This window comes from Romboutsia sp. 1001713B170207_170306_H8 (genome assembly GCF_015550495.1).
GTDB lineage: Bacteria > Bacillota > Clostridia > Peptostreptococcales > Peptostreptococcaceae > Romboutsia_E.
The window spans coordinates 168,961-192,033 of sequence record NZ_JADNAX010000002.1; the positions used below are offsets into that span (position 1 = coordinate 168,961).

21 protein-coding genes are annotated in these 23,073 nt (G+C 28.1%); 1 reads left to right on the plus strand and 20 read right to left on the minus strand.

Annotated features, from left to right (window positions below; genetic code table 11):
* Positions 1–143 precede the first annotated feature (143 nt).
* From I2A66_RS05490 to I2A66_RS05525, 8 genes are all read right to left on the minus strand, one after another.
* Positions 144–1,601 (minus strand): glycoside hydrolase family 1 protein, encoded by a 1,458-nt coding sequence (locus I2A66_RS05490; protein ID WP_195251169.1) that lies wholly within the window; start codon positions 1,599–1,601, stop codon positions 144–146.
* Positions 1,602–1,614: 13 nt separating this feature from the next.
* On the minus strand, positions 1,615–3,042 hold the full coding sequence (locus I2A66_RS05495; protein ID WP_147516257.1) for a 6-phospho-beta-glucosidase: 1,428 nt from the start codon (positions 3,040–3,042) through the stop codon (positions 1,615–1,617).
* Positions 3,043–3,124: 82 nt separating this feature from the next.
* Positions 3,125–5,041 carry a beta-glucoside-specific PTS transporter subunit IIABC gene (locus tag I2A66_RS05500; protein ID WP_195251171.1) on the minus strand — a complete coding sequence of 639 codons (1,917 nt, stop codon included), beginning with the start codon at positions 5,039–5,041 and terminating at the stop codon, positions 3,125–3,127.
* A 95-nt stretch (positions 5,042–5,136) separates the two neighbouring features.
* On the minus strand, positions 5,137–5,976 hold the full coding sequence (gene licT / locus I2A66_RS05505) for a BglG family transcription antiterminator LicT (protein ID WP_195251172.1): 840 nt from the start codon (positions 5,974–5,976) through the stop codon (positions 5,137–5,139).
* Between the two features lie 365 nt (positions 5,977–6,341).
* Complete coding sequence (locus I2A66_RS05510) at positions 6,342–6,821, minus strand: glutathione peroxidase (protein ID WP_122640138.1); 480 nt, start codon at positions 6,819–6,821, stop codon at positions 6,342–6,344.
* Positions 6,822–6,918: 97 nt separating this feature from the next.
* A complete protein-coding gene (locus I2A66_RS05515; RefSeq protein ID WP_122640139.1) occupies positions 6,919–7,350 on the minus strand; it encodes a MarR family winged helix-turn-helix transcriptional regulator in 432 nt (143 codons plus the stop codon).
* Positions 7,351–7,513: 163 nt separating this feature from the next.
* Positions 7,514–8,275, minus strand: a complete 762-nt coding sequence (locus I2A66_RS05520; RefSeq protein WP_207734735.1) for a MurR/RpiR family transcriptional regulator — start codon at positions 8,273–8,275, stop codon at positions 7,514–7,516.
* 3 nt (positions 8,276–8,278) lie between these two features.
* A complete protein-coding gene (locus tag I2A66_RS05525) occupies positions 8,279–9,058 on the minus strand; it encodes a MurR/RpiR family transcriptional regulator (protein WP_243113383.1) in 780 nt (259 codons plus the stop codon).
* A gap of 253 nt (positions 9,059–9,311) precedes the next feature.
* On the opposite strand from I2A66_RS05525, the gene I2A66_RS05530 reads away from it, so the two are divergent.
* The gene (locus I2A66_RS05530) at positions 9,312–10,619 is read left to right on the plus strand and encodes a conjugated bile salt MFS transporter (RefSeq protein WP_147516254.1); all 1,308 of its coding nucleotides are present in this window, start codon (positions 9,312–9,314) and stop codon (positions 10,617–10,619) included.
* 50 nt (positions 10,620–10,669) lie between these two features.
* Here the strand turns inward: I2A66_RS05530 and I2A66_RS05535 are convergent, their stop codons facing one another.
* From I2A66_RS05535 to ahpC, 12 genes are all read right to left on the minus strand, one after another.
* Entirely contained in the window at positions 10,670–11,164 is a 495-nt protein-coding gene (locus I2A66_RS05535; RefSeq protein ID WP_195251173.1) for a PTS sugar transporter subunit IIA, read from the minus strand.
* Complete coding sequence (locus I2A66_RS05540; RefSeq protein WP_122640142.1) at positions 11,157–12,533, minus strand: 6-phospho-alpha-glucosidase; 1,377 nt, start codon at positions 12,531–12,533, stop codon at positions 11,157–11,159. Before I2A66_RS05540 ends, I2A66_RS05535 begins: the two co-directional genes overlap by 8 nt.
* A gap of 216 nt (positions 12,534–12,749) precedes the next feature.
* Positions 12,750–13,256 carry a hypothetical protein gene (locus I2A66_RS05545; RefSeq protein WP_122640143.1) on the minus strand — a complete coding sequence of 169 codons (507 nt, stop codon included), beginning with the start codon at positions 13,254–13,256 and terminating at the stop codon, positions 12,750–12,752.
* A gap of 28 nt (positions 13,257–13,284) precedes the next feature.
* The gene (locus tag I2A66_RS05550; RefSeq protein ID WP_122640144.1) at positions 13,285–14,865 is read right to left on the minus strand and encodes an alpha-glucoside-specific PTS transporter subunit IIBC; all 1,581 of its coding nucleotides are present in this window, start codon (positions 14,863–14,865) and stop codon (positions 13,285–13,287) included.
* A 174-nt stretch (positions 14,866–15,039) separates the two neighbouring features.
* On the minus strand, positions 15,040–15,486 hold the full coding sequence (locus I2A66_RS05555) for a hypothetical protein (protein ID WP_122640145.1): 447 nt from the start codon (positions 15,484–15,486) through the stop codon (positions 15,040–15,042).
* Between the two features lie 2 nt (positions 15,487–15,488).
* Positions 15,489–16,544 (minus strand): sulfurtransferase, encoded by a 1,056-nt coding sequence (locus tag I2A66_RS05560; protein ID WP_122640146.1) that lies wholly within the window; start codon positions 16,542–16,544, stop codon positions 15,489–15,491.
* Between the two features lie 241 nt (positions 16,545–16,785).
* The gene (locus I2A66_RS05565) at positions 16,786–18,195 is read right to left on the minus strand and encodes a vWA domain-containing protein (protein ID WP_122640147.1); all 1,410 of its coding nucleotides are present in this window, start codon (positions 18,193–18,195) and stop codon (positions 16,786–16,788) included.
* A gap of 7 nt (positions 18,196–18,202) precedes the next feature.
* A complete protein-coding gene (locus I2A66_RS05570; RefSeq protein WP_195251174.1) occupies positions 18,203–19,306 on the minus strand; it encodes an ATP-binding protein in 1,104 nt (367 codons plus the stop codon).
* A gap of 13 nt (positions 19,307–19,319) precedes the next feature.
* Positions 19,320–20,135: a hypothetical protein gene (locus I2A66_RS05575; protein WP_122640149.1), complete on the minus strand. Its 816-nt coding sequence runs from the start codon at positions 20,133–20,135 to the stop codon at positions 19,320–19,322.
* A 244-nt stretch (positions 20,136–20,379) separates the two neighbouring features.
* Positions 20,380–21,423 (minus strand): lysylphosphatidylglycerol synthase transmembrane domain-containing protein, encoded by a 1,044-nt coding sequence (locus tag I2A66_RS05580; RefSeq protein WP_122640150.1) that lies wholly within the window; start codon positions 21,421–21,423, stop codon positions 20,380–20,382.
* A 46-nt stretch (positions 21,424–21,469) separates the two neighbouring features.
* Positions 21,470–22,258: an EcsC family protein gene (locus I2A66_RS05585; protein WP_195251175.1), complete on the minus strand. Its 789-nt coding sequence runs from the start codon at positions 22,256–22,258 to the stop codon at positions 21,470–21,472.
* Between the two features lie 225 nt (positions 22,259–22,483).
* Positions 22,484–23,047, minus strand: a complete 564-nt coding sequence (gene ahpC / locus I2A66_RS05590; RefSeq protein ID WP_122640152.1) for an alkyl hydroperoxide reductase subunit C — start codon at positions 23,045–23,047, stop codon at positions 22,484–22,486.
* Positions 23,048–23,073 lie beyond the last annotated feature (26 nt).

A 23,073-nucleotide genomic window follows, 5' to 3' on the forward strand; every position in this document is an offset into this window, starting at 1 on the left:
TATATGACGATTTATATGTTGTAAAAAGTTTTCTTTTTTTATTTTTTATTAATTATTTTTTTTAATACATCTTAAACAAAATAAAATTAATAATAAAAAAGAGCATAACTATGCTCTTTCTTTATTATTAATTTTATTTACTTTTATGCTAATACAGTTTCAATATTTTCTAATTTTTCTCCATTAGATTCTATGACTTGCTTATACCAATAAAAACTTTTCTTTCTATTTCTAGATAAATCTCCACTACCATCGTCATACTTATCTACATAAATAAATCCATATCTTTTCGCCATTTCTCCTGTAGATGCACTTACTAAATCTATACAACCCCGTGGAGTATATCCTATTAAGTCTACTCCATCTTCTACAGCCTCTTTCATTTGCTCTATATGTTCTTTTAGGTACTCTATACGATAATCATCATTAATATTTCCATTAATTTCCTTTTTATCATAAGCTCCCAATCCATTTTCAACTATCATCATTGGTATTCTATATCTATCATATATTTCATTTAATGTATATCTAAGACCTTTTGGATCTATTTGCCATCCCCAATCACTTGACTTTAAGTAAGGATTTTTTGCTCCACCTAAAATGTTGCCTCCTGTGCTTGCATTCTCAGGATCACTACTTACGCATATAGACATATAGTAACTAAATGTATAGAAGTCAACACAACCATCTTTTAGAATTTCTAAATCTCTATCTTCCATTTTTATTTCTATATTATTTTCTCTGAAATATCTATTCATATATGTTGGATATTCTCCACGTACTTGAACATCTCCACAGAAATAATTCATTACTCTACTATCTTTTTGAGTCATTACTATATCATCAGGATTACATGTAAATGGATACATTGTTGCAAATAATTGCATGCATCCTACCTTATAGCTCGGGTCTATTTCATGCGCTAATTTAACAGCCTTTGCACTTGCAACAAATTGATGATGTAATCCTTGGAATCTCAATTTAGGTATATCTACTTGATTAGTAAAATCTGTAGTTCCTTCATTTAATATACCTTGAGATAAAAATCCTCCAATAGGCATAGTTGCTGAATTTATTTCATTAAATGTTAACCAATATTTTACTTTTCCCTTGTATCTAGTGAATATTGCTTCACAATAATTCATGTATAAGTCTATTACTTCTCTTGAAGCCCATCCATTGTATTTTTCTGTTAAAGCAAATGGTACTTCATAATGAGATATTGTTATTAATGGTTCTATATTGTATTTTAAACATTCATCTATTACATTTTCATAAAACTTAAGACCAGATTCATTTGGACTATTTTCCATTCCTGTTGGGAATATTCTAGTCCATGCTATAGAAAATCTAAATACTTTAAATCCCATTTCTGCAAATAAAGCTATATCTTCCTTGTATCTATGATAAAAATCTATTGCTTCATGGCTTGGATAAAATATTCCATCTTCTATAGTTCTTGTTATTCTCTTACTTACCGTATGAGACCCTCCTGTACACATATCTGAACAAGATGGCCCTTTTCCGTTTACATTCCATGCTCCTTCGAATTGGTTAGCCGCAGTTGCTCCCCCCCATAAAAAATCTTTTCTAAAAGACATACTATTATCCCCCTTAATCTAAATCTTTACCGTTTGAAGCTATCACTTTTTTATACCAATCAAAACTTTTCTTTTTACTACGTTTTAGAGTTCCTTTTCCACCATTATCTTTATCTACATATATGAATCCATAACGTTTTTTCATTTCCCCAGTACCAGCACTTACTAAATCAATACATCCCCATGGAGTATACCCTAATAAATCTACACCATCTAATTCAACAGCATCTATCATAGCCTTTATATGCTCACGTAAGTAATCAATTCTATAATAATCATTTACATAACCATTTTCATCTGGAGTATCTACTGCGCCTAGTCCATTTTCTACTATAAATAATGGTTTTTGATAACGATCGTATAAAGAGTTCATAGTTATTCTAAGACCCAATGGATCTATTTGCCATCCCCATTCACTTGAATCCAAGTATGGATTTTTAAGAGTTGCAAAAACATTTCCTTCTGTTTGAGCATCTACCTTCGGATCTGCACTTGTAAGTCTTGATGAATAGTATGAGAATGATATAAAATCCACTGTATTTTCTTTTAATATCTTTTTATCATCTTCTCCTATTAATATGTTTATACCTTTACGTTCTAATTCTTTTATTGCATATGCTGGATATTCTCCACGAGATTGTACATCTATGAAGAAGTAATTTTCTCTATCTTTTTCTATAGATTTCCATACATCATTTGGATGACAAGTATATGAATAAGTATTTCCTGCAGCTAACATACATCCTATTTTAAACTCTGGATTTATTTCTTTAGCTAACTTTGTAGCTAATGCACTTGCAACTAGTTGATGGTGCGCAGCTTGATATTTTATTTGTTCTTCATTTTCACCTTCTTCTATATATAGACCTGCACCAATAAAAGGTAAATGAAGTATCATATTTATTTCATTAAATGTTAACCAATACTTTACCTTACCTTTGAATCTTGTAAATATTGCTTCACAGTACTTTACGTATAATTCTACTAATTTACGGTCTCTCCATGCTCCATATTTTTCTACTAAGTACATAGGAACATCAAAGTGACATATCGTTACTAATGGCTCGATTCCATATTTTAAACATTCATCAAATAAGCTTTCGTAAAATTTTAACCCTTCTTCATTTGGAACTTCTTCAAGTCCAGTTGGAAATATTCTAGTCCAAGCTATTGATAAACGATAACATTTGAATCCCATTTCTGCAAATAATTTTATATCTTCTTTATAATGATGATACATATCTATAGCTTCATGTGAAGGATAATAATGATTATCATCACATTCAAACATCTTCATTTTACCAGCTAAAACTGGAAATCTATCTTTTCCGTGTGGTGCTACATCTACATTTGCTAGACCTCTACCACCATCTTTATATCCACCTTCACATTGGTTAGCAGCAGTTGCTCCGCCCCATAAAAAATCTTCTCTAAGTGCCATAACTCTACCTCCATAAATTTATGTATATTAAATCCCCTAGGAGATAAAAGTAAATATATATATCTTATCTCCTATAAAAACTCTAAGCTAAAACAGTTATTAGTTCTTGGCTATTGTTTATATTTTTTGGTGTTTTTCCTACAACATCTACATAATCAGAATAATTTGTAACCACTACTGGTGTTTCTAAGCAATAACCTTCTTTTGATATTTTTTCTATATCAAATGTTACTAATGTCTGACCTTTTTTAATTTTATCTCCTTGTTTTACAAAGGATTTGAAGTATTTCCCATCTAATTGGACAGTATTTAGCCCAATATGAACTAATAACTCACATCCATTGTCAGATACTATTCCTATTGCATGTTTTGTTGGAAATAAAGTCATTACTGTTCCATCAAATGGAGCTACTACCTTACCTTCTTTAGGTACTATTGCTACACCTTGTCCTAATACTCCGCTTGAAAATGCTGCATCTTGTACTTGGTCTAAAGCTTTTACTTCACCTTTTATTGGACTATATATTATTTCTCTTTTAGTTTTTACTATTGTTGATTGTTCTTTATTATCATTAGATTCCTCTACTACAGTATCATCTTTCCATAATAAGAATGTTAATACAAATCCTACTATTGCCGCTACTATTGCTGCTACTATTGAAGTATAAACTCCTGTCATATCTCCTGTTGCTGGATTTATATAATTAGGTATCCCAAATATTCCAAGTCCACCCATTACGTATCCTTTTATATTCATTACACCCATTACAGCACCTGCTGCCGCTCCACCTATACAACTGTATATAAATGGTTTCTTTCTAGGTAAAGTTATACCATAAATTGCAGGTTCTGTTACTCCACATATACCAGATATAACTGCTGGTATACATAACTCTTTTATCTTTTTATCTTTTAACTTAAAGTACATTGCCGCTACTACTGCTGTTTGTGCAAAAGATGGTGCAAATGCTCCAACTAATATTGTATCAAATCCCATAGTCATCATATTTGATATAGCTATTGGTATTAATCCCCAATGTAATCCGAAAATTACAAGTGCTTGCCAGAATAAACCAACTAATACACAACATAAGATTGGTGAGAAGTTATATAATGATAAGAATCCATTTCCAACCATATTAGCACCAAATGTTGCAATAGGCCCAACTAACATAAATCCTATTGGTAGCGAAACTAATAAAACTGCCATTGGTACAAAGAAGTTCTTTACTACATCAGGTATTATCTTATCAAACATTTTTTCTAATTTAGATGCTAAATATACAATTAATATTACTGGAACTACTGTAGATGTATAGTCCATTGCTATTACTGGTAATCCTAAAAATGTTATATATACTGGAGACTCGATCATTGTCCCTGCAAATAATGTGTATAAAGGTTCAGAACTAGCTGATAATGTAGCTAGCTGAATTCCTGGATAACATAAAGCAGCTCCTATAAGCATTCCGACAAATGGTTTAAGTTTAAACTTTTTAGCTGCTATAAAACCTAAAATTATAGGCATATACTGGAATATAGCATCTCCAATTGAATTTAACATAATATATTCACCACTAGTTTGTGCATATAAACCTAGTGCCAAAAATATTGCATTGAATCCTTTTATCATACCAGCAGCACACATAACTCCTAGTATTGGTTGAAAAACTCCTGATATAATGTCTATAAATTTATTGAATATCCCTTTTGGTGAATCTGATTCTGAATTGTCTGAAGTATCCCCTCCAAGTCCTGCTAAATCACATACAACTGAATAAACATCTGGAACGTGGTTACCAATTACTACTTGGTACTGTCCACCACTCTTCATTACAGTTACTACACCATCCATGTTTTTTAGTACATTATCATTTGCAATTGACTCATCTTTTAGTTTAAAACGTAGTCTTGTTATACAATGTGATAAACTGCTAATGTTTTCCTTTCCACCGACATTAAATATAATGTCTTTTGCTAATTGTTCATACTTTTTCATTTTTACTCCTCCACTTTCTTTTTTGAAATATGAAGGTTTGGCCAACTTAATGTCACCATCCAATATATATAAGCCTAATTTCTAGGATTTATATCCTACCTAATACTTTTACTCACTACTCTTTCAACATGAATAGTTAAGTATAGTTTTTCTTCATCTGTTAATTTGTAATTATATTTTTTATCCATAAATTCATCTACTTTTTCTATACAACTATATGCATTTTTATATTTCAATTTTATTACATCTAATAAATCATCTTCATTGTCTTCATATGATGTATCTTTTAGTAATCTTTCTGCAAAGTATTTTAAATGAGTAATAAATCTATAATAATATACAGACTCTTCATCAAATGTTATTCCAAAATGATATTTAACTAAATTTGTTATTTCCTGCATTATTTGTGTCACTTTATAAACAATCTCTATATTTTGATCCATTTGTGCGTTTACTATATGTAGTGCTATAAAACCTGCCTCGTCCTCTGGTAATCTAACTTTGAATTTATTCTCTATGTAATCTAAAGACTCTAGTCCTATTATAAATTCTTCTTTATAAAATCTTTTTATATCCCAAAGAAGAGCATTTTTTACATTTATACCTTCACGAGCTCTTTTTATTGCTGTATGCATATGATCTGTTAAAGAAATATAGATACTATCATTTAATTTTTTCCCTAACTTCTTTTTTGAATTTAAAATTATTTCATCTGATAACTCCATATATTTAAATGGAATATCTGATATTAACTCTTTAAATTTATTAGACATATTTGGATCAGAAAGTTTAAATACTTTATCTATCATATCTTTTTGAATATAATCTCCTGTACGCTTTTTAAAAGCTATACCTCTTCCCATAACGACTATTTCTTTATTATTTTCGTCATTTGTAATAACAACATTATTATTAAGTATTTTTTCAATAATCATTCTGATTCCCCCCTTATCTCTTTTTCTACGATTAACTTTGATTTTACTTGGTTTATAACATAAAAAAACCTATTTATTACACGTTAAATAGACTTGTATTAGCCTAAGTAATAAATAGGTTTAGCTTGTATTTAAACAATCACTATCCGGTTACATTTAATTTTCTAAGTTATTTATATAGTAACAATTCCGCATGTGTATGTCAACGTTTTCTTAATTATTTTTAATATTTTCTATTTGTATAAATGTAATTATTAACTTCTTAGTATCATTGCACATTTATGATTTTATTTTTCTAAGTATTTCACCGATGAAAAGATTTCTATATTACCTTCTTAAGCTACTCATATATTGATATATTTCTTCTATCTAATTAATAATTTTTCAATATCATTCTTGATCTTAATTGGTGATACTGTAGGTGCATATCTTTTTACTACATTACCATCTCTATCTATTAAAAATTTAGTGAAATTCCACTTTATCTCTTTACTTAAGAAACCTTTGGCTTCATCTTTCAAATATTTATATAAGGGATGTGCATTCTCTCCATTTACCTCTATTTTTTCAAACATATTAAAACTTACTCCATAATTTAGCTGACAAAATTCATGTATCTCTTCATTTGTACCAGAATCTTGCTTTGCAAATTGGTTACAAGGAAAACCTAATATTTCAAAATTTTTATCTTTATATTCTATATATAATTCTTGTAACGATTTAAACTGTGGTGTTAATCCACATTTACTTGCTGTATTTACTACTAATACAACCTTATTCTTAAAGTATTCCATACTTATTTCCTGACCATTCATCTTTTTTGCTTTAAAATTATAAAATTTCATACTTATACTCCTTAATTTATATAAATTTAATTTTATTCAATTAATAATATTAAAAACATTAAAGTTAACCTCCTTATAGAACTTAACTTTTATATTTTTAATTAAATATTTTTAATAAATTATCTAATTGTGATTTTAAATATAATAAATCTACTCCATCTCTTTTACACATAGAGTACATCTTTTCTGGAACTTCAATTATATCTTCTTTTAATAATTTTCCTTTTTCCGTTAGCTCTACTGTAACTACTCTATCATCTTCTTTATTTCTATATTTAGTTACTAGTTCCATAGCTTCTAGTTTTTTTACTACTGGAGTAAGTGTACCGGAATCAAGATGCAGCCTTTTTCCTAATTCTTTAAAAATAATCTTTTCTTCTTCCCACATTACTAGCATTGCTATATATTGTGTATATGTTAGATTATATTTATCTAATAAAGGTTTGTATAGCTTTATTACTTCTCTTGATAAAGCATATAGTGAGAAGCATAATTGATTTTCCAACTTTATTTTATCATATTTATCCATATATACATCTCCAATATCATTTTTTAAAATTTAATTTAATTAAATTAAATTTATTATATATAGTATTAATATAACTGTCAACTCTAATATATAATTCACTCATAAAATAAATACGATAATAATTAATCATATACATTTTATGAGCGAATTTTCACTATCATATCTATTTAGAATACTTATATTCTAAATATTTTACTAATAAAAATTCATTTATTATAAAAAATTGTGAGGCAGAAAATATTTGTAAATTATCTTCTAGTCTTATAACTTCATGAGTGTAAAATTGTATATTAATATCACTTATCTTTGATAATGTATTATTACCACTCTCAGTGATAGAAATAATTTTCACCCCCTTATTATTTAAATCTTTTGCAAACTTATTTACAGTATTATTTTCACCTGATAGAGATATTAAAAATATCATATCATCTTCTGTAATATAGTTAGTTATTGTCTCTACTTCATCATTACCCTCTACAATATTAACTAACTTACCAATAGACAAAAGATTTCTTTTTAACTCTCTTACTGCATTACTTTGTATCTCGCCTGTTCCATATGCATAAATATTTTTACAACTATCTAGTAAGTAACATATGTCTGAGAAATCTCTTTGTATTAATAGATCAATAGTTTTATTTATATCATCAGATATACTTATAATTTCACCTTTATCAAATGTGCATTTTTTATTATTTTCTAATTTCAAATAAAATTTTAGTTCGCTATATCCATTTAATCCTATCTTTTGAGCAAATCTTAAAATAGTAGTATGAGAAACATTACAGTTAGATGCTAACTCTTGTATAGACATACTTTCACATTTGCTTTTATTATTTAATATATAATTCCATATATGTTTATCATTTTCATTTAATTTCTTATAGTTATCATAAATTAGAGTCTCTAATCTTATGTCCATAATTTATGCCCCTTTTTCATTTTTATATTCAATATATTTTAAAAATAAGATTTCAATTAGTATAAAATAGGATGTTACCGAGTCATAGCTTAATTCATTTATTGTTCCTGGTAATGTAACAGATGATATGTACAGATTATAATCGCTCATCTGAGATAATGTATTTTCTTTTAACTTTGTAATCGAAAGTATTGGAATATTTCTAATATTTAACTTTGATGCAAAATCAATGATAAATTTATTTTCACCTGATACAGATATAATAATAAATAAATCTTCACTATTTGCAATATTTAAAGATATTTCTGATTCTCTATACCCACTTAGATCGTAAAGTATTTTTCCACTTGTCATAAATATTCGCTTAAGCTCTTTTTTAATTGATGATTGAACCATTCCAACTCCATATACATAAATATTTCTAGCTGCGTCAAATTTTTTAAAAAACTCAGTACAATCCTTTTCTTTTATACTTTTAATTACATCATAGTAAGTATTACATACCATTTCAGTTGTATTTGTATTTTCCTTTGTATCTTGATTTTCCAATTTTAAGTATAATTTTAATTCACTATACCCTTTTAAAGATATTTTTTGAGCAAATCTAAGAATAGTTGTTCTTGATACATTACATTTATATGCTAATTGATCAATAGCAAGCTTTTCACATTCTTTTTTATGATTAGATATATAATCCCAAATATAAAAATCATTTTCATTTAATCGATGATAATACTTATTGATTAACTCTTGTAATTTCATACATTTAATCTCTTCTTTCATATATTTTCCCTAATAAATTTACCCTATAAGTAAAATTATATATTACCTATTAACGTTTTTCTAGATAAATAAAATGTACTACATTAAAACTTTTATTTTGAATCATTTTAATTCAATTTGATTCAACTGTATTTTTATTGTTTTTTTTGTCGAATTATGTTATTATTTGCATCTAAGAAGTTATTTTATACAATCTTCTTATTAATTTTCATATAAATTTTATAAAAATATTAAGGTAAAGAAGGTATTCATTATGGAAAACACAAAAAAGAAAAATTCATTTTTCTATGGCTGGTTAATAGTCGTTGGTTGTATACTGATTCAAGCAGTACCATATTCATTGGCAGCTAATATTCAACCTGCTTTTACAAATTATGTAACTTCAGGAGAAGGTTTTACCTATACTCAATTTTCACTAATATTCACAATTGGAACTGTAGTTTCAGCACTATGTTCTCCTTTCATAGGAAAATTGTATTCTAATCCTAAAATTAATATAAAACTATTATATGCTTTAGGAGTAATTTTAGTAGGTGGAGCATTTTCAGCTATGTCTTTGGCTGGAGGTAACATATTTGCTTACTATGCATTATCTATATTCGTTCAAATCGGATCTGCTATAATATCTGCTATAGGTGTTCCAACACTTATAAATAGTTGGTTTACAGAAAATAAAGGTATCGCAATGGGTCTTGCATTCTCTGGTGGTGGACTAGGTAATATGGTTCTTCAGCAATTTGCAGGTAAATGGTTATCTAACCCGAAAATTGGTTACAAAGGTGCTTATTTAAGATTTGGTTTATTAGCTATAATAGTAGCATTACCTGTAGCATTATTTATAATGAGATTCCCAAAATCAAAAGCTGAGTTAGAAATGAATAAGTCAAAGAAATCTAAAAATGATTCAAATTCAAAGCAAAATTCTAACTGGGGATATACTTTTGCAGAAGTTAGTAAGATTAAATATTTCTGGATATTCGCAACATCGTTTATATTTGTTGGTTTATATGTTGGTGGAATGGCTCTACAATTCATACCATATTTGCAATCATTAGAACAAAAACAAATATTTACACTTGGATCAGCTTTAGTTGCTTCTTTATTCGGACTATTCTCAATATTCGGTAATTTATGTGGAGGTTTCTTATTTGATAAACTTGGAATAATTAAATCTCTTGTATTAGCAGGATTATTGGTTATATGTTGTGGTCTATGTTTAATATTTGTGGGACAAATAAATGCACTTGGATTTGTATTTTCAGTTTGTTTAGGAATATCTATGTTCTCATATATAATAGGACCTTCTTATATGACTGGTGCTTTATTTGGTAATAAAGAATTTGGTACTATATTAGGTATTGTACAAATATTCTTTGCAGCTGGATTTGGAACTGGTTCTACATTATTTGGGTTAATAGTTGATAAGTCTGGATTTACAAGCGCTTGGATATCAACAGTAATATATGCAATAATAGCATATTCAGGATTACTATATTCTACAAGTTCAATAATAAAAATGAACAAAGAAAACAATGTATTTGAAACTAAAAAAATATCTTAAATTAACAGAGCTAGCTTCATTTATAGTTAGAAGCTAGCTCTTTATATATTTTATTCATATTTTACTAATAAACTTGTTCCACATTCTACAGATTGATTTATATTACGTTCAGATATTGTATGTCCATTTGGCTCAACAATAACCATCATTGTAACATCTGGAATATTTTTTTCTTTTAATAACTTTCTATCTACTTTTACTAAAGTGTCCCCTACTTTTACTTTATCTCCTACCTTGCAAAAAGTTTCAAATCCTTCACCTTTTAAGCTTACAGTATCAAGTCCTATGTGAATTAATATTTCTACTCCATCTTCATTCTTTATCCCAACTGCATGTTTTGTATCTGAAACTAATGTAACTTCACCATCACAAGGAGATACAACTGTATTTGATGTAGGCTCTATTGCAATACCATCTCCTAATAATTTATTAGAAAACATTTCATCATTTACTTGAGATAAATCTATGCTTTTACCATCCATTATAGAGTAAAAACCTTTTGTTTTTACATTCTTATTCTTATTTTTGCTAAATAGTTTAAGCATATACTTCACACTCTTTTTTTAATTCATTTGGCTTTTTTAATTCTGGCCAATATTCTTTATTTGCTTCTATTAAATCATCTAATATAAGCTTAGCCACTCTTGCACTTGGAACTGTTTTTGATAGTGTTATAGCTTGCCATAACTTGTTATAATCACCTTCTATCCAAGCTTCAACTGTAAGTTTTTCTACACTTACTTGTTGTTCCATTAATCCTTTTTGGAACTGTGGAATAGCCCCTTGGCATATTTTTTCATATCCATTTCTACCAACTATACAAGGTATTTCTACCATTGCTGTTCTATCAAAGTTTTCTATTGCTCCTTCATTAGGAACTATAAGAAGGAATCTTTCATTTGTATTTTCTGCAAGGGCACAAGCTAAGTCTACTATATAAGTTGCATGTGCATCGGCTTCAAATCCTTCAACACCTTTACTTGTTCCTTTTTCGATTATTTCATTACATATTCCAAATACATGTTTTTCTCTTCCATCCATTACTTCATTTGCTCTTGTATATTCTGGATTAGAATGTTCAACAACATAATCTGGATATAAGTAATATTTTAAATAAGTATTTGGTATTGTGGTTGGATCTACTGCATAAACATCTTTTACTTTTGTAAAAGTTTCTCTCCAGCTATCATCAACATGTTGGTTAGTATCTGATAGTGCATCTGCAAATCCATTTTCTGCTACGTGTTTCTTTATTTGTGGCATTAAGTCATTTCCATTTTTGTCATATATTTTTGACCACCATCCAAAATGATTTAATCCATAGTAAGATACTTGCATTTCTTTTCTTGATTTTAACCCACACATATTAGCCATTTTTTCTTCTAAATCTATTGGCATATCACATATATTTAATATTTTTGAATTTGGTCTTAATCTTCTTGTTGCTTCTGCTACTATTGCTGCTGGATTTGAGTAGTTTAACATCCATGCATTTGGAGAATATTGTTCCATGTAGTCAAGTATTTCTATAACTCCTCCTATTGAACGCATTCCATAAGCTATTCCTCCTGGTCCACAAGTTTCTTGACCTACAACGCCATATTTTAGTGGTATCTTTTCATCCTTTTCACGCATTGCATATTTTCCAACTCTTATATGTGCTAATACAAAGTCTATATCAGTAAATGCTTCCTCTGGTTTTGTTGTATATGAGAATTCCACTTCTGGTGCATTTTCTTTTAAATATATTTCACAAGCCTTCGCTACTGTTTCTTGTCTATCTGCATCATTGTCATAAAACTTTATTGATCTAATTGGAAATCTATCCATATTTTCTAATAACATTAATACTATACCTGGTGTAAAAGTACTTCCCCCACCTGCTACTACAACTGAATATTTTTTATTTTCCATCTCTATTCCTCCCAAATTTTTATTATTTTATTTATCTTATGAGTACATAGTACACTTAAAAAAAACTTATATCAATACGTTTTCCTTTATTAGGGATATTGTTAATTTAATTGTTTTTTATAACATTTTCTGTGACTTTTCACAGGTTTGTTTATAACAAAGTAATAAAAAAAACATGGCAATAAATATATTACCATGCTCTTTCGATTTTTATATTTACATATTAATTCTTATCGTAGCAAATAAACATATACAAGCTAATCCAATAACAACTAAGCTACCTGAAATAGTCATTAGAAATTTATCTTTTAACTTTTCTTTAAAGCTCTCCTTAATAGTCACATTGTATGTTTTAAGGGTTTTATATAAAATAACTCCAAATAAAATTACATATAACACATTCTGTAATAATATCTCTGCAACTATAAACATAACTATATTTGTAATTGCATACGATGTATCACTTGACTCAATCTTCTTTTGTATAAATATTAATAAGTATGCTATAAATGGATTTATCATAGATACTAAAAATAGTATTGTAAGCTTAGGATTTTGTTGTATCGCTTGTTGCATAGCAACTCCCATTCTCGCAGATTCCATAGATAAATACATTAATGCCATAAATGGTGTTAGTGTAAGTAATATCTTTGCTATGTTATAATACTTACTCAATGAATTTATTTTATTATTTTTACTAGTTATTGCATTAACTTGACTCATTGTATCTCCTACTTTCTAAATTAACCTATTAGTTTGTAACTTTATTGTTTGCTAATAAATTCTCAAAATCATCTCTCACTTTTGCTACCTTAAGTCCTACTATAACTTGATAAGACTTACCATTTGCCGAACATCCATGAGTTCCTATTGATTTAAAATATACATCATCCTTACATAATTTTTCATCTTTTACATTAACTCTTAGGCGAGTAGCACAGTTTGTTACATCAACAATATTTTCTGCTCCCCCTAAACCTTCTAATATGCCTTTTACAAGAGCTAACTTTTCATCAACTACACCACCATTTTGTCTTTCTCTATATTCAGCTTTAGTATGGAATGTAACTTCTTCATCATCTTCTCTACCTGGTGTTTTAACATCAAATTTTTCTATTAAGAATTTAAATACTACAAACCATATTCCTGTAAATACTAAACCTATACCTAGCATTAATAAGTATTGCTTCCAGTGTGCACTCATTAATGGTATCCAGTTTAAAGATGCCATTTCTATTACTCCTCCAGAGTGTATACCTACGATTCCAGCAAGATACATAACTGTTGAAAGAGTTGCCGCAAGGAAAGCATGAACTATGAATAACCATGGTGCTATAAATAAGAATGTAAATTCTATTGGCTCTGTAACTCCGCAGAATATAGCAGTTAAAGTTATCGGTACTAATAATCCAAGCGTTTTCTTTTTCTTTTCAGGTTTTGCAGTTACATAAAATGCTAATGCTGCACCTGCACATCCAAATATTTTTGAAAAACCAGTTGAAGTAAATCCAGCTTCAGGAACTAATGATTTTAAAGAAGCTGTTGATGATGCAAGTTCTGGCAATTTAGTAGCCCAGTAAGCATAAAGACCTCCTGGTACTAATACATTGTCATAGAAAAATGGTGAGTATAAGATATGATGTAAACCAAATGGTATTAGTGCACGTTCTAAGAAGACAAATACCCAAACACCAAATGCTCCAGCTCCCTTAACAAATCCTTGGAATGCTAGCATTCCCATTTGTATTTTGGGCCATACAAGTGCTGCAATTAAAGCAACTGGAATAAGTACGAAGAAACCTATCATAAAAACAAATGTTGATCCACTGAATGTTCCTAACCATTCAGGTAATTCTGTATCAAAGAAACGGTTATGTAAATAAATAACTATACCAGATATAATTAATGCTCCTATCATACCCATATCTAATGTTTTGATATTAGCTATCATAGTAAGCCCACTAGTTCCTCCTACTTCTGCTGCAAAATCAACACCAAACACATTTCCCCATTGAGAAAGTATAGTGCTTAAGAAGTAATGGAATGTTAAATAAAGTACAAGTGCTTCCATACAACATCTTGCATTTTGTTTCTTTGCCATACCTATTGGAAGACCTACAACGAATAGTAGTGGTAATTGATTGAATACTGTCCATCCCCCTTGAAGTATTACATTCCAGCATTGATACCACATACTAGTTGGAGCTGCTAATGATCCCATGATTGCTTCTGTTGTAAATAAAGTACCTACCCCTATTACTATACCTGCAAAGGCAAATAATAATACAGGAGTAAACATGGCTCCCCCAAATTTTTGAATTTTTTGCATCATACGCTATCCCTTCCCTTCTGTATATATTTTATACTTAATTTATTTGTTTTTCTATTAAAATATTATCAAACAAGATTTCTATCAGCAATACGTTTTCCCAACTAAGGGCATTCGTATTAACTTATTTGAAATTTAACATTTTCTGTGATTTTTCACAAATAAAAATACACCCATTTAAATGAGTGTATTTTTATTTGTTTTATATATTAAAACTTCAATTCCAGTTTTGATAATTTGAATAAATACAGTTACTTCTAACATGAAACCTATATAATAATAAGCTCTTAATGTTTCAGTAGAATTTATTAGTGTAAACCCTGCATAAATAGCGAAAAGTATAACCATAAAAATATTCATACTTAATGCATATTTACTCATTTGTAACTTTCTTTTAATATATAATGCTAAAATCAATACTACTAATATAGCAAATATAGCGATAGTAATATATTGTAATTTCATTATTGGATATTTATTTTCTAGTAAATTATTTTTATATACTATATATCTTAGCATCCCCATTTTTTTATGAGTAAAATAATTCACTAAGTAAGCACCTACTAATAACAAAATTTGTAAAACTGTAGCTATTATATTAAATATCTTATTTGATTTTTTCATTTTTATTTTGCTGCCTTATCTGTTGATAATTCACCTACTGTTGTATAAACAACACTATCACTACTTGGATCTCCTACTTGTACTGGAAGGTCATCATTCATTTGCCACTGATACCATCCACCATCGTAAACAGTCATATCTCTTAATCCTGCATCATAACATATTAACCAAGGAACTGTAGCTCTCCATCCAGTTCCACAATAGAATGAAAGTTCATTATCTAAATTAAAATCACAATCTGACCATAATTCCTTCATTTGATCGAACGTTATATATGTGCCATCTTCATTAGTATAATCCTCCATAGTATATGCAGTACTTCCACCACGTCCCCATACAGCACCTTTAGGTTCTCCTGCTCTATCTATGTAGTTATATCCACTTGTTTCTCCTATAAACTCTGCTTCACTTCTTATACTTACTAAACGGAAGTTAGAGTCATTATTTAACTTATCTTGAGCATCTTCTATAGACATCCAGTATTCAGGATGTGCAGGAACAGTTGTCCCAAAATCGGTTGCAGCTACTGCTTTTTCTATAGTCGTATCTGTTTCATAACCAGCTTCTGTCCATGCATTTAGCCCTCCATTAAGAACCTTTACATTTTCAACACCTGCCCAAAGATATGCATAAGCAACCCTTGCTGTTCCCGAAACATCAGCTCCATATAGTATAACTGTCTTATCTTTTGTTATTCCTAAATCTAACATTCCTTGTTCAACTACTTTAGCATCAGATAAATTCCAATATGGCTCACATTCCACACTCGCTATATCAACATGAATTGCTCCAGGTATATGTCCTTTTGTATAATCTGTGCTATCTTTGTATGTCCCCCATGAAGCTTCTAAGATGACATAGTTATCTGACTCCGGCTGGTTTCCATCAATTACACTTTGTACCCATTCTGGAGTTACAAATACTTTTTCTTTATCTACTTGTTCTGATTGAACGTTTGATTCTTTTTTCGATGACTCTGTTTTATTAGCACTGCATCCTACTAATACTGTCGATAGCATTGTAGTACAAAGTACTAAACTCAATAATTTCTTTTTCATAATTTCACCTCTTATTTTTCTAAATTAGTATTTTACTACACTTTTTATCTACATTCAAATAGTTTTTATCTATAATATAAACCTTGCTTATTTGACTTATCTATATATAACAATTATATCTGATTTGCTATATTTTCTCATACTTTCTGACTTTTAATACATACAAGCTAACATTCTAAATATAATATAAAATAAAAGACATGCTAAGTTCCAATTAGCACGTCTTTTCTCTAAGCAATATTTATAAAATTGGAGCTTGGTTATTCATTGAATATCCATCACTTCTAACATCATTCATATCAAATATATCATCTTTTACTTCAACCTTACTTAATTTCTTAACTATCCCATAAGGCTGAGCTAAAGAAAGTTTATCTCCTCTGCCTGAAATAACCCATAATATCTTGTATCCTCTTGGTATAACTTCTAATCTAGTTTCTCCTTTTCCATCAGTGAAATATACTAATAAATTAATCTTATTCCTATTAGCATAATCAAAAACTGGACTAAATTTAGTTCCACCTCTTATACTAGGTCTATCTTTTATGTCTTTAATATTCTTAACCTTATAAGTCCGCCTTATTTCATTATCACATTCTATAATAGTTATCTCATGATTGTAGTTTTTTACTATATTAAGTACTTCTTTTATAGCTTGCTTAAATTCTTCATCGCTAATACTTCCGCTAGTATCAATTGCTACTGCAACTTCGGCTTTATGACTTCTAAGCTGGCCTCTTAAATCTAATCTACTTGGTTGCCTTCTATTCCTTCTTGTTATAGTTTTCTTCTTATTACTTTCAACAGTTCCCATTAATTTTTTTAAGTATAAATTCCAAGGAAGCTCTCCTTTACTGCTTTTTAATGATGATATCATATCACTAATATATGATGGAACCGTACTTTTTAAAGAATTATCTATAAATTTTTCTGTAAATTCCCTAACAGTTTTAGAATCTATTTCATCAGATTCTTCCCATATATCGTGAGTGTTCTCCGGTCTAAATTCACTCTCTACATTATCATTTAAATCGGCATCATTTTCTTCTCCATCTTTATCAGATTCTTGTAAATCTAACTCAATTTGAATCTTTTCTACATAATACTCAAAAGTTTCATATGGCTCTAAGTTCATAGAATAATGTGTATTTACCCACTCTAATGTAGTAGCATATGGCGGCAAATAGTCTAAATATTTATTTACTATTATATCCATCGCCATATTGATTGCCAATGTTGAGCATCTACCTTTTAGTTCTTTTGCTCTTATTAAATGTAATGATAGTACATGAAGAATTTCATGTTTAATAGTACTTTCCATCTGTCTCATGTTAAGATTCAGAAATATTAACGGATTAAAGTATATTACATATTTAGCTCCCTTGAAGTTAACTGCACTTGGACTACTTATATCGAACTTTATATCTCTACCCATTTGAAATAAGAAGTAGCCATAAAAGTTATCTTTATCTTCCATAAGACTTAAACTCACTTTATCTACAATAGTAAAGAATTCCTCTTTAAAATCTTTAGGTATGTCTATTTCAAAATTTACATTTCCTGAGTTTAACTTTAATTCAGTTGCTTTATTAACTATTTCAATAGCTTTATCATAAAGACTTCTTGTTTGTTTTTCAAAATAACTTTCCATGATAATATTAACCTCTTATTAAGCTGTAAGCATTAAAATACAAGTCTACAAATTCTTCATTTTCTATAACTATTTTATAAATTTTTTCATAACTATTTTTTAAATCTTTCATTATACCTACCATTAAATCAACTGGATATATTTTTATAAATTCTACAAATCTATTTATATCATTATTACTATAGTTTTCATTTTCTATATTTGATTCTAATATTTTTAATATATTTACCGCAGTTAAATAAAGTCTTGTATGACTTTCTAATTTTATTTTTTCTATTATAGATTCTTCAAGAATTTCTCCAGAAAATACATCTTCATAAGATATAAGTGGTAAACAGTCTGATTCTATAAAACTTATAAATTCTTCTGCTATAATCTTACCTACATTTCCCTTTATAACATTTAAAAATACTGCTCTAGATATTATTTCTTTATTTTCTTTGTACATTTTGTAAGTTTTAGAAACTCTTTCATAACTTCTTGGTGTAGCTCGTACATCATCTTCATTTATTTTATGAAGATACTCTGGGAATGTAGAAATAAACTCTATAACTTTTTGTTCTATTCCTGCATCTATTGCCCAGCTTAGCCATTGTGAATGATCTGGTTCCATGTTAAGCCATACAAATCTATTTTCTTGTGCCGCATCCATATCAACTACTTGATAATCAAAATCTGAACCATATTTACTTGATGGATTCATTGCAGTTAGTATTTTTACATCATCATGTAACTTGTATCCATTTATTTCTCTGTTTAAAATTAGATTCATAAGTTCTTGTTGTACAGTATGCTCACAACGATTTATTTCATCTATAAATAAAAGTACACTTTTACCCTTTAATATCTCTTTATCTATCTCTCTTAACTTATGATGAACTGCATATATAGTAGTTTTTTTATTGTCTCCATAACTTTCTACAGTTGGTAGCCCCCCTATTTCACCTTCTTTAAGTAAGTTTCCATCAACTACAACTAAGCTCCAATTATTTTCTTTAGAGAGTCTTTTTGCTAGAGCTGTTTTTCCGATTCCACTTTCTCCAACTACTAAAGGTACTTCTCCAGTAGATAATACTAAGTCAACGCTTCTTAATGTGTCTATAAAATTCATTTTATCTTTTCTCCTATATCATCTTTAGTTTTTCATCTACAGCTATTTTTTTTGCTTTCTTACTTCCGTACTTATAAATAAACATTATTTTGTCCATTTGGATTTTATCACTATTTCTATCTATAGTACTACATTTTAAGAAATCTCTAACATACTTTTCTTCTACATCTTCTTTTGATAGTATTTCTATCAATATTTTTTCTATATCTTCTTTTGATATCTCACTTGGTATCCTATTTTCAATATATTTAATTATTAATATATTTACTCTTAAAAATTTTAATATCTTTTCCTTATCTAAATCAACCATAAAACTAATTGCTGCCTCATTACTTTTTATAGCTACAATTTGCGCCTTAAGACTTGGTGATTTTATATATCTTAATGCATCATAGCTTATTTTTACAGCTTCTTCCTGAACACTTTCATAAGGATTTTGTATATGCTTTATTGAATCATAATTTTTTCTTACTGCTAGCAACTGTAGTTCCTCACTTGGATTTTTTGCATACTGAATTGCCCAACCAGCTTTATCAATTGCTAATTTAATCACTTTATCTGTTGGTTTTTTTATATATTCTAATATACTCCATCCATCATTTATAGCTTTTATCATCATTTCTTCACTTGGATTATCTATAAATTTAATTGCTCTTGCATTATTTTCTATTGCTATAACCTTCATTTCCTCACTTGGATTTTGTATATATCTTAATAGTAGACCATCTAATTTTATGGCTAATAATTTCATTTCTTCGCTTGGATTATTTATATTTTTTATAATAGAAGGATTCCTCTTTATCATTTCAATAGCTCTTGATTCGTCCATAATATACCTCCCCTATCTATTATTCTATATTAAAGTTTATAATTATTAATATTATATTAATATACTTTTTTAATGATTTTAAACAGAATAATTATTCCAAAATTATAAATTTATATAATTTAACTTTATACTTAATTCTAATAAAAAAACGATGAAAAATTATTTCATCGTTTTTAGCTTTATACTATTTTCTTATAAATCCAGACTATATACTTTTTTATCTTAGTAATTATAGTGATATGATTTATTCATTTGTTAACTTTACCTTTATATTTTGTATTTTTAATATTATTAATAATATTCCACTTAAAAATAAAAATAAGTAAAAACTAATTCCACGACTAATTAACATAGCTTCACTTAATACTCTTATTGGGAAGAGTAATTTAAATAACATTAAAAATCCACTTTCACTTACTCCTACTGCTCCAGGAAGGGGAAGTGCACATACAGCTATAAATAAAACAGCTTGAACTCCTACAAAGGTAAATATTGAATATCCACTAAAACCAAAAGATCTATATACCCAGTATGGAATACTGTGAATTGCAAAGATTTGTATACATGTAGTCAAAAATGTTTTTAAAATAATCGTTTTATTTCTAGTAATATATAAAGAACATTCTTCATATTCGTTAATTATAGAATATACCTTATCCCTTATTTTCTTTACCTTATTATATCCTAGTGATTCAATTAATTTAATTACGAAATCAAAAACCTTTCTTATCGCAGAATATGAAAATATTGCTGATAATAAAAACAGCAGTGCTATAATATTTAATATTAATCCTAAAACAAGAAGGTACTTAATTGAGCCAATACTTCTTAATAATAAAGACTGTTGTGTAAAAAATCCAATTAATGAAAACATTATAGTAACTACCTGAAAAAATATTAGCTCAATTAAAAGTACTAACGTTGCATGTGAGATTTTTATATCATCTTTACACATTTGATAAGCTTGCATTGGCTGTCCACCAGATGCTGATGGTGTAATCGAGCTAAAAAAGAATCCATTTACTGAGTAATTTATACATCTAAATATACTTGGATTATATCCTAAAGCTATAAGATTTCTTTTTGTATTACTTGCTTCACAAAAAATATATACACACATACATACTATTGCTGGAATTATATAAAAAATATTTATCTGTGAAATCGTCTTAATTACTTTATTTATATCTAGGCTTTTAAAAATAAAATAAAATGTAATAGCTATTAATATTAAAAATAATCCTCCATTTTTTAATATTTTATAAAATAAATTTTTGTTATTTTTCATATTTTATTCTCCAAATAATTTTATATACAACATATAAAATCTTACACTATTTAAACTTATTTATAATTCTCTTGTACTTTCTATATATAAAATTATCTTTTTTATGCATATAATATTCACTCTTTAATAATCTCATATGATATGCATAAATTGCATACTCACCTAATTTATCAACTAATTTGTTATTTACATAAGCCCCAACAAAAGCGCCAATCCCTGGTACTAATTGAAGTAACTTTGCTATATCAATATAATCTCTATATTCTTGTTGAAAGCTTCTCCAATCAAACTCATTAATATCACTAGATAAATCATCTTTAAAATCATCAAAGCACTCCATATTATTAAATATAAAATTTACATGAGATTTACTAGAAAAAGCAAGTTGGAATATATTAAGTATATATAACCTCTCTCTATAATCATTAGTATCAAATCCATATATGCTGGCAATTTCATAAAGAAGTTTTATCTTTATACTTAAAAGTAGTGGAAAATCACAAAAACCTACAAGTATCCCTCCTGCTCCTGTTCCTGCTCCCTCTATCATAGCAGCATTTTTATAAAACTTTATTTTTTCATAAACTAAATTATCTCTTTCTTCTAATAATATATTTTTTATAGGTTTTTTAGTTATATACTTAGAACCAAGTAAAACTACCTTTGTCATATTTTTTATAGCAATAGTTACTATTTCATGATATTTTTTAGGAAGCATTGAGTTTAATTTATTTTGAGTTCCTTTTGATGCCTTATCTATTATAGATGTTTTTTTTCTTATTTTCTTTTTCCATTTTTCTAATTCTTTTAATTTTATATAATCATACGTTTCCATTTTATCACCTATTTATATTTAATACTATTTCAATTATATATATATATGCTATTATAACATCTCACGTATATTAATTTTTATATTATAAACTACTTTATATATAAATTTAATGAATTAATATAATTTATTAAATAAAAAAGACATAACATGATGTCTCAATGTAATTATATTTACAATGAAAACATCATACTATGTCTTTTATTATTTTATTGATTAAATGGATTATTATAATTTTCCTACTAAGTCTAAGCTTGGTACTAATGTTTCAGCTCCTGGAATCCATTTAGCTGGGCAAACTTGATCTCCATGTTCTGCCACGAATTGTGCAGCTTGAACTTTTCTTAATAATTCTTCTGCATTTCTTCCTATCCCTAAGTCATGAACTTCGTAAGCTTTTATTTCTCCTTCTGGATTTATTATGAATGTTCCTCTTAAAGCCATTCCATCTTCTTCTATCATAACATCGAAATCTCTAGTTAACTTTCCAGTTGGATCCGCTAACATTGGATATTGTATTTTTCCTATTGTTTCAGATGCATCTGCCCATGCTTTATGTACAAAGTGGCTATCTGTTGATACTGAATAAACTTCGCATCCTATTTCTTTGAATTTTTCATAGTTATCAGCTAAATCTCCTAATTCAGTTGGGCAAACAAATGTAAAGTCTGCTGGATAGAATACAAATACTGACCAATGACCTTTTACATCTTCAAGTGTTACTTCTCTAAATTCCCCATTTTGATATGCTTGAACTTTAAACTCAGATACTTTTTTGTTTATTAATGACATAATTTTTTCTCCTTTATATTTAAATT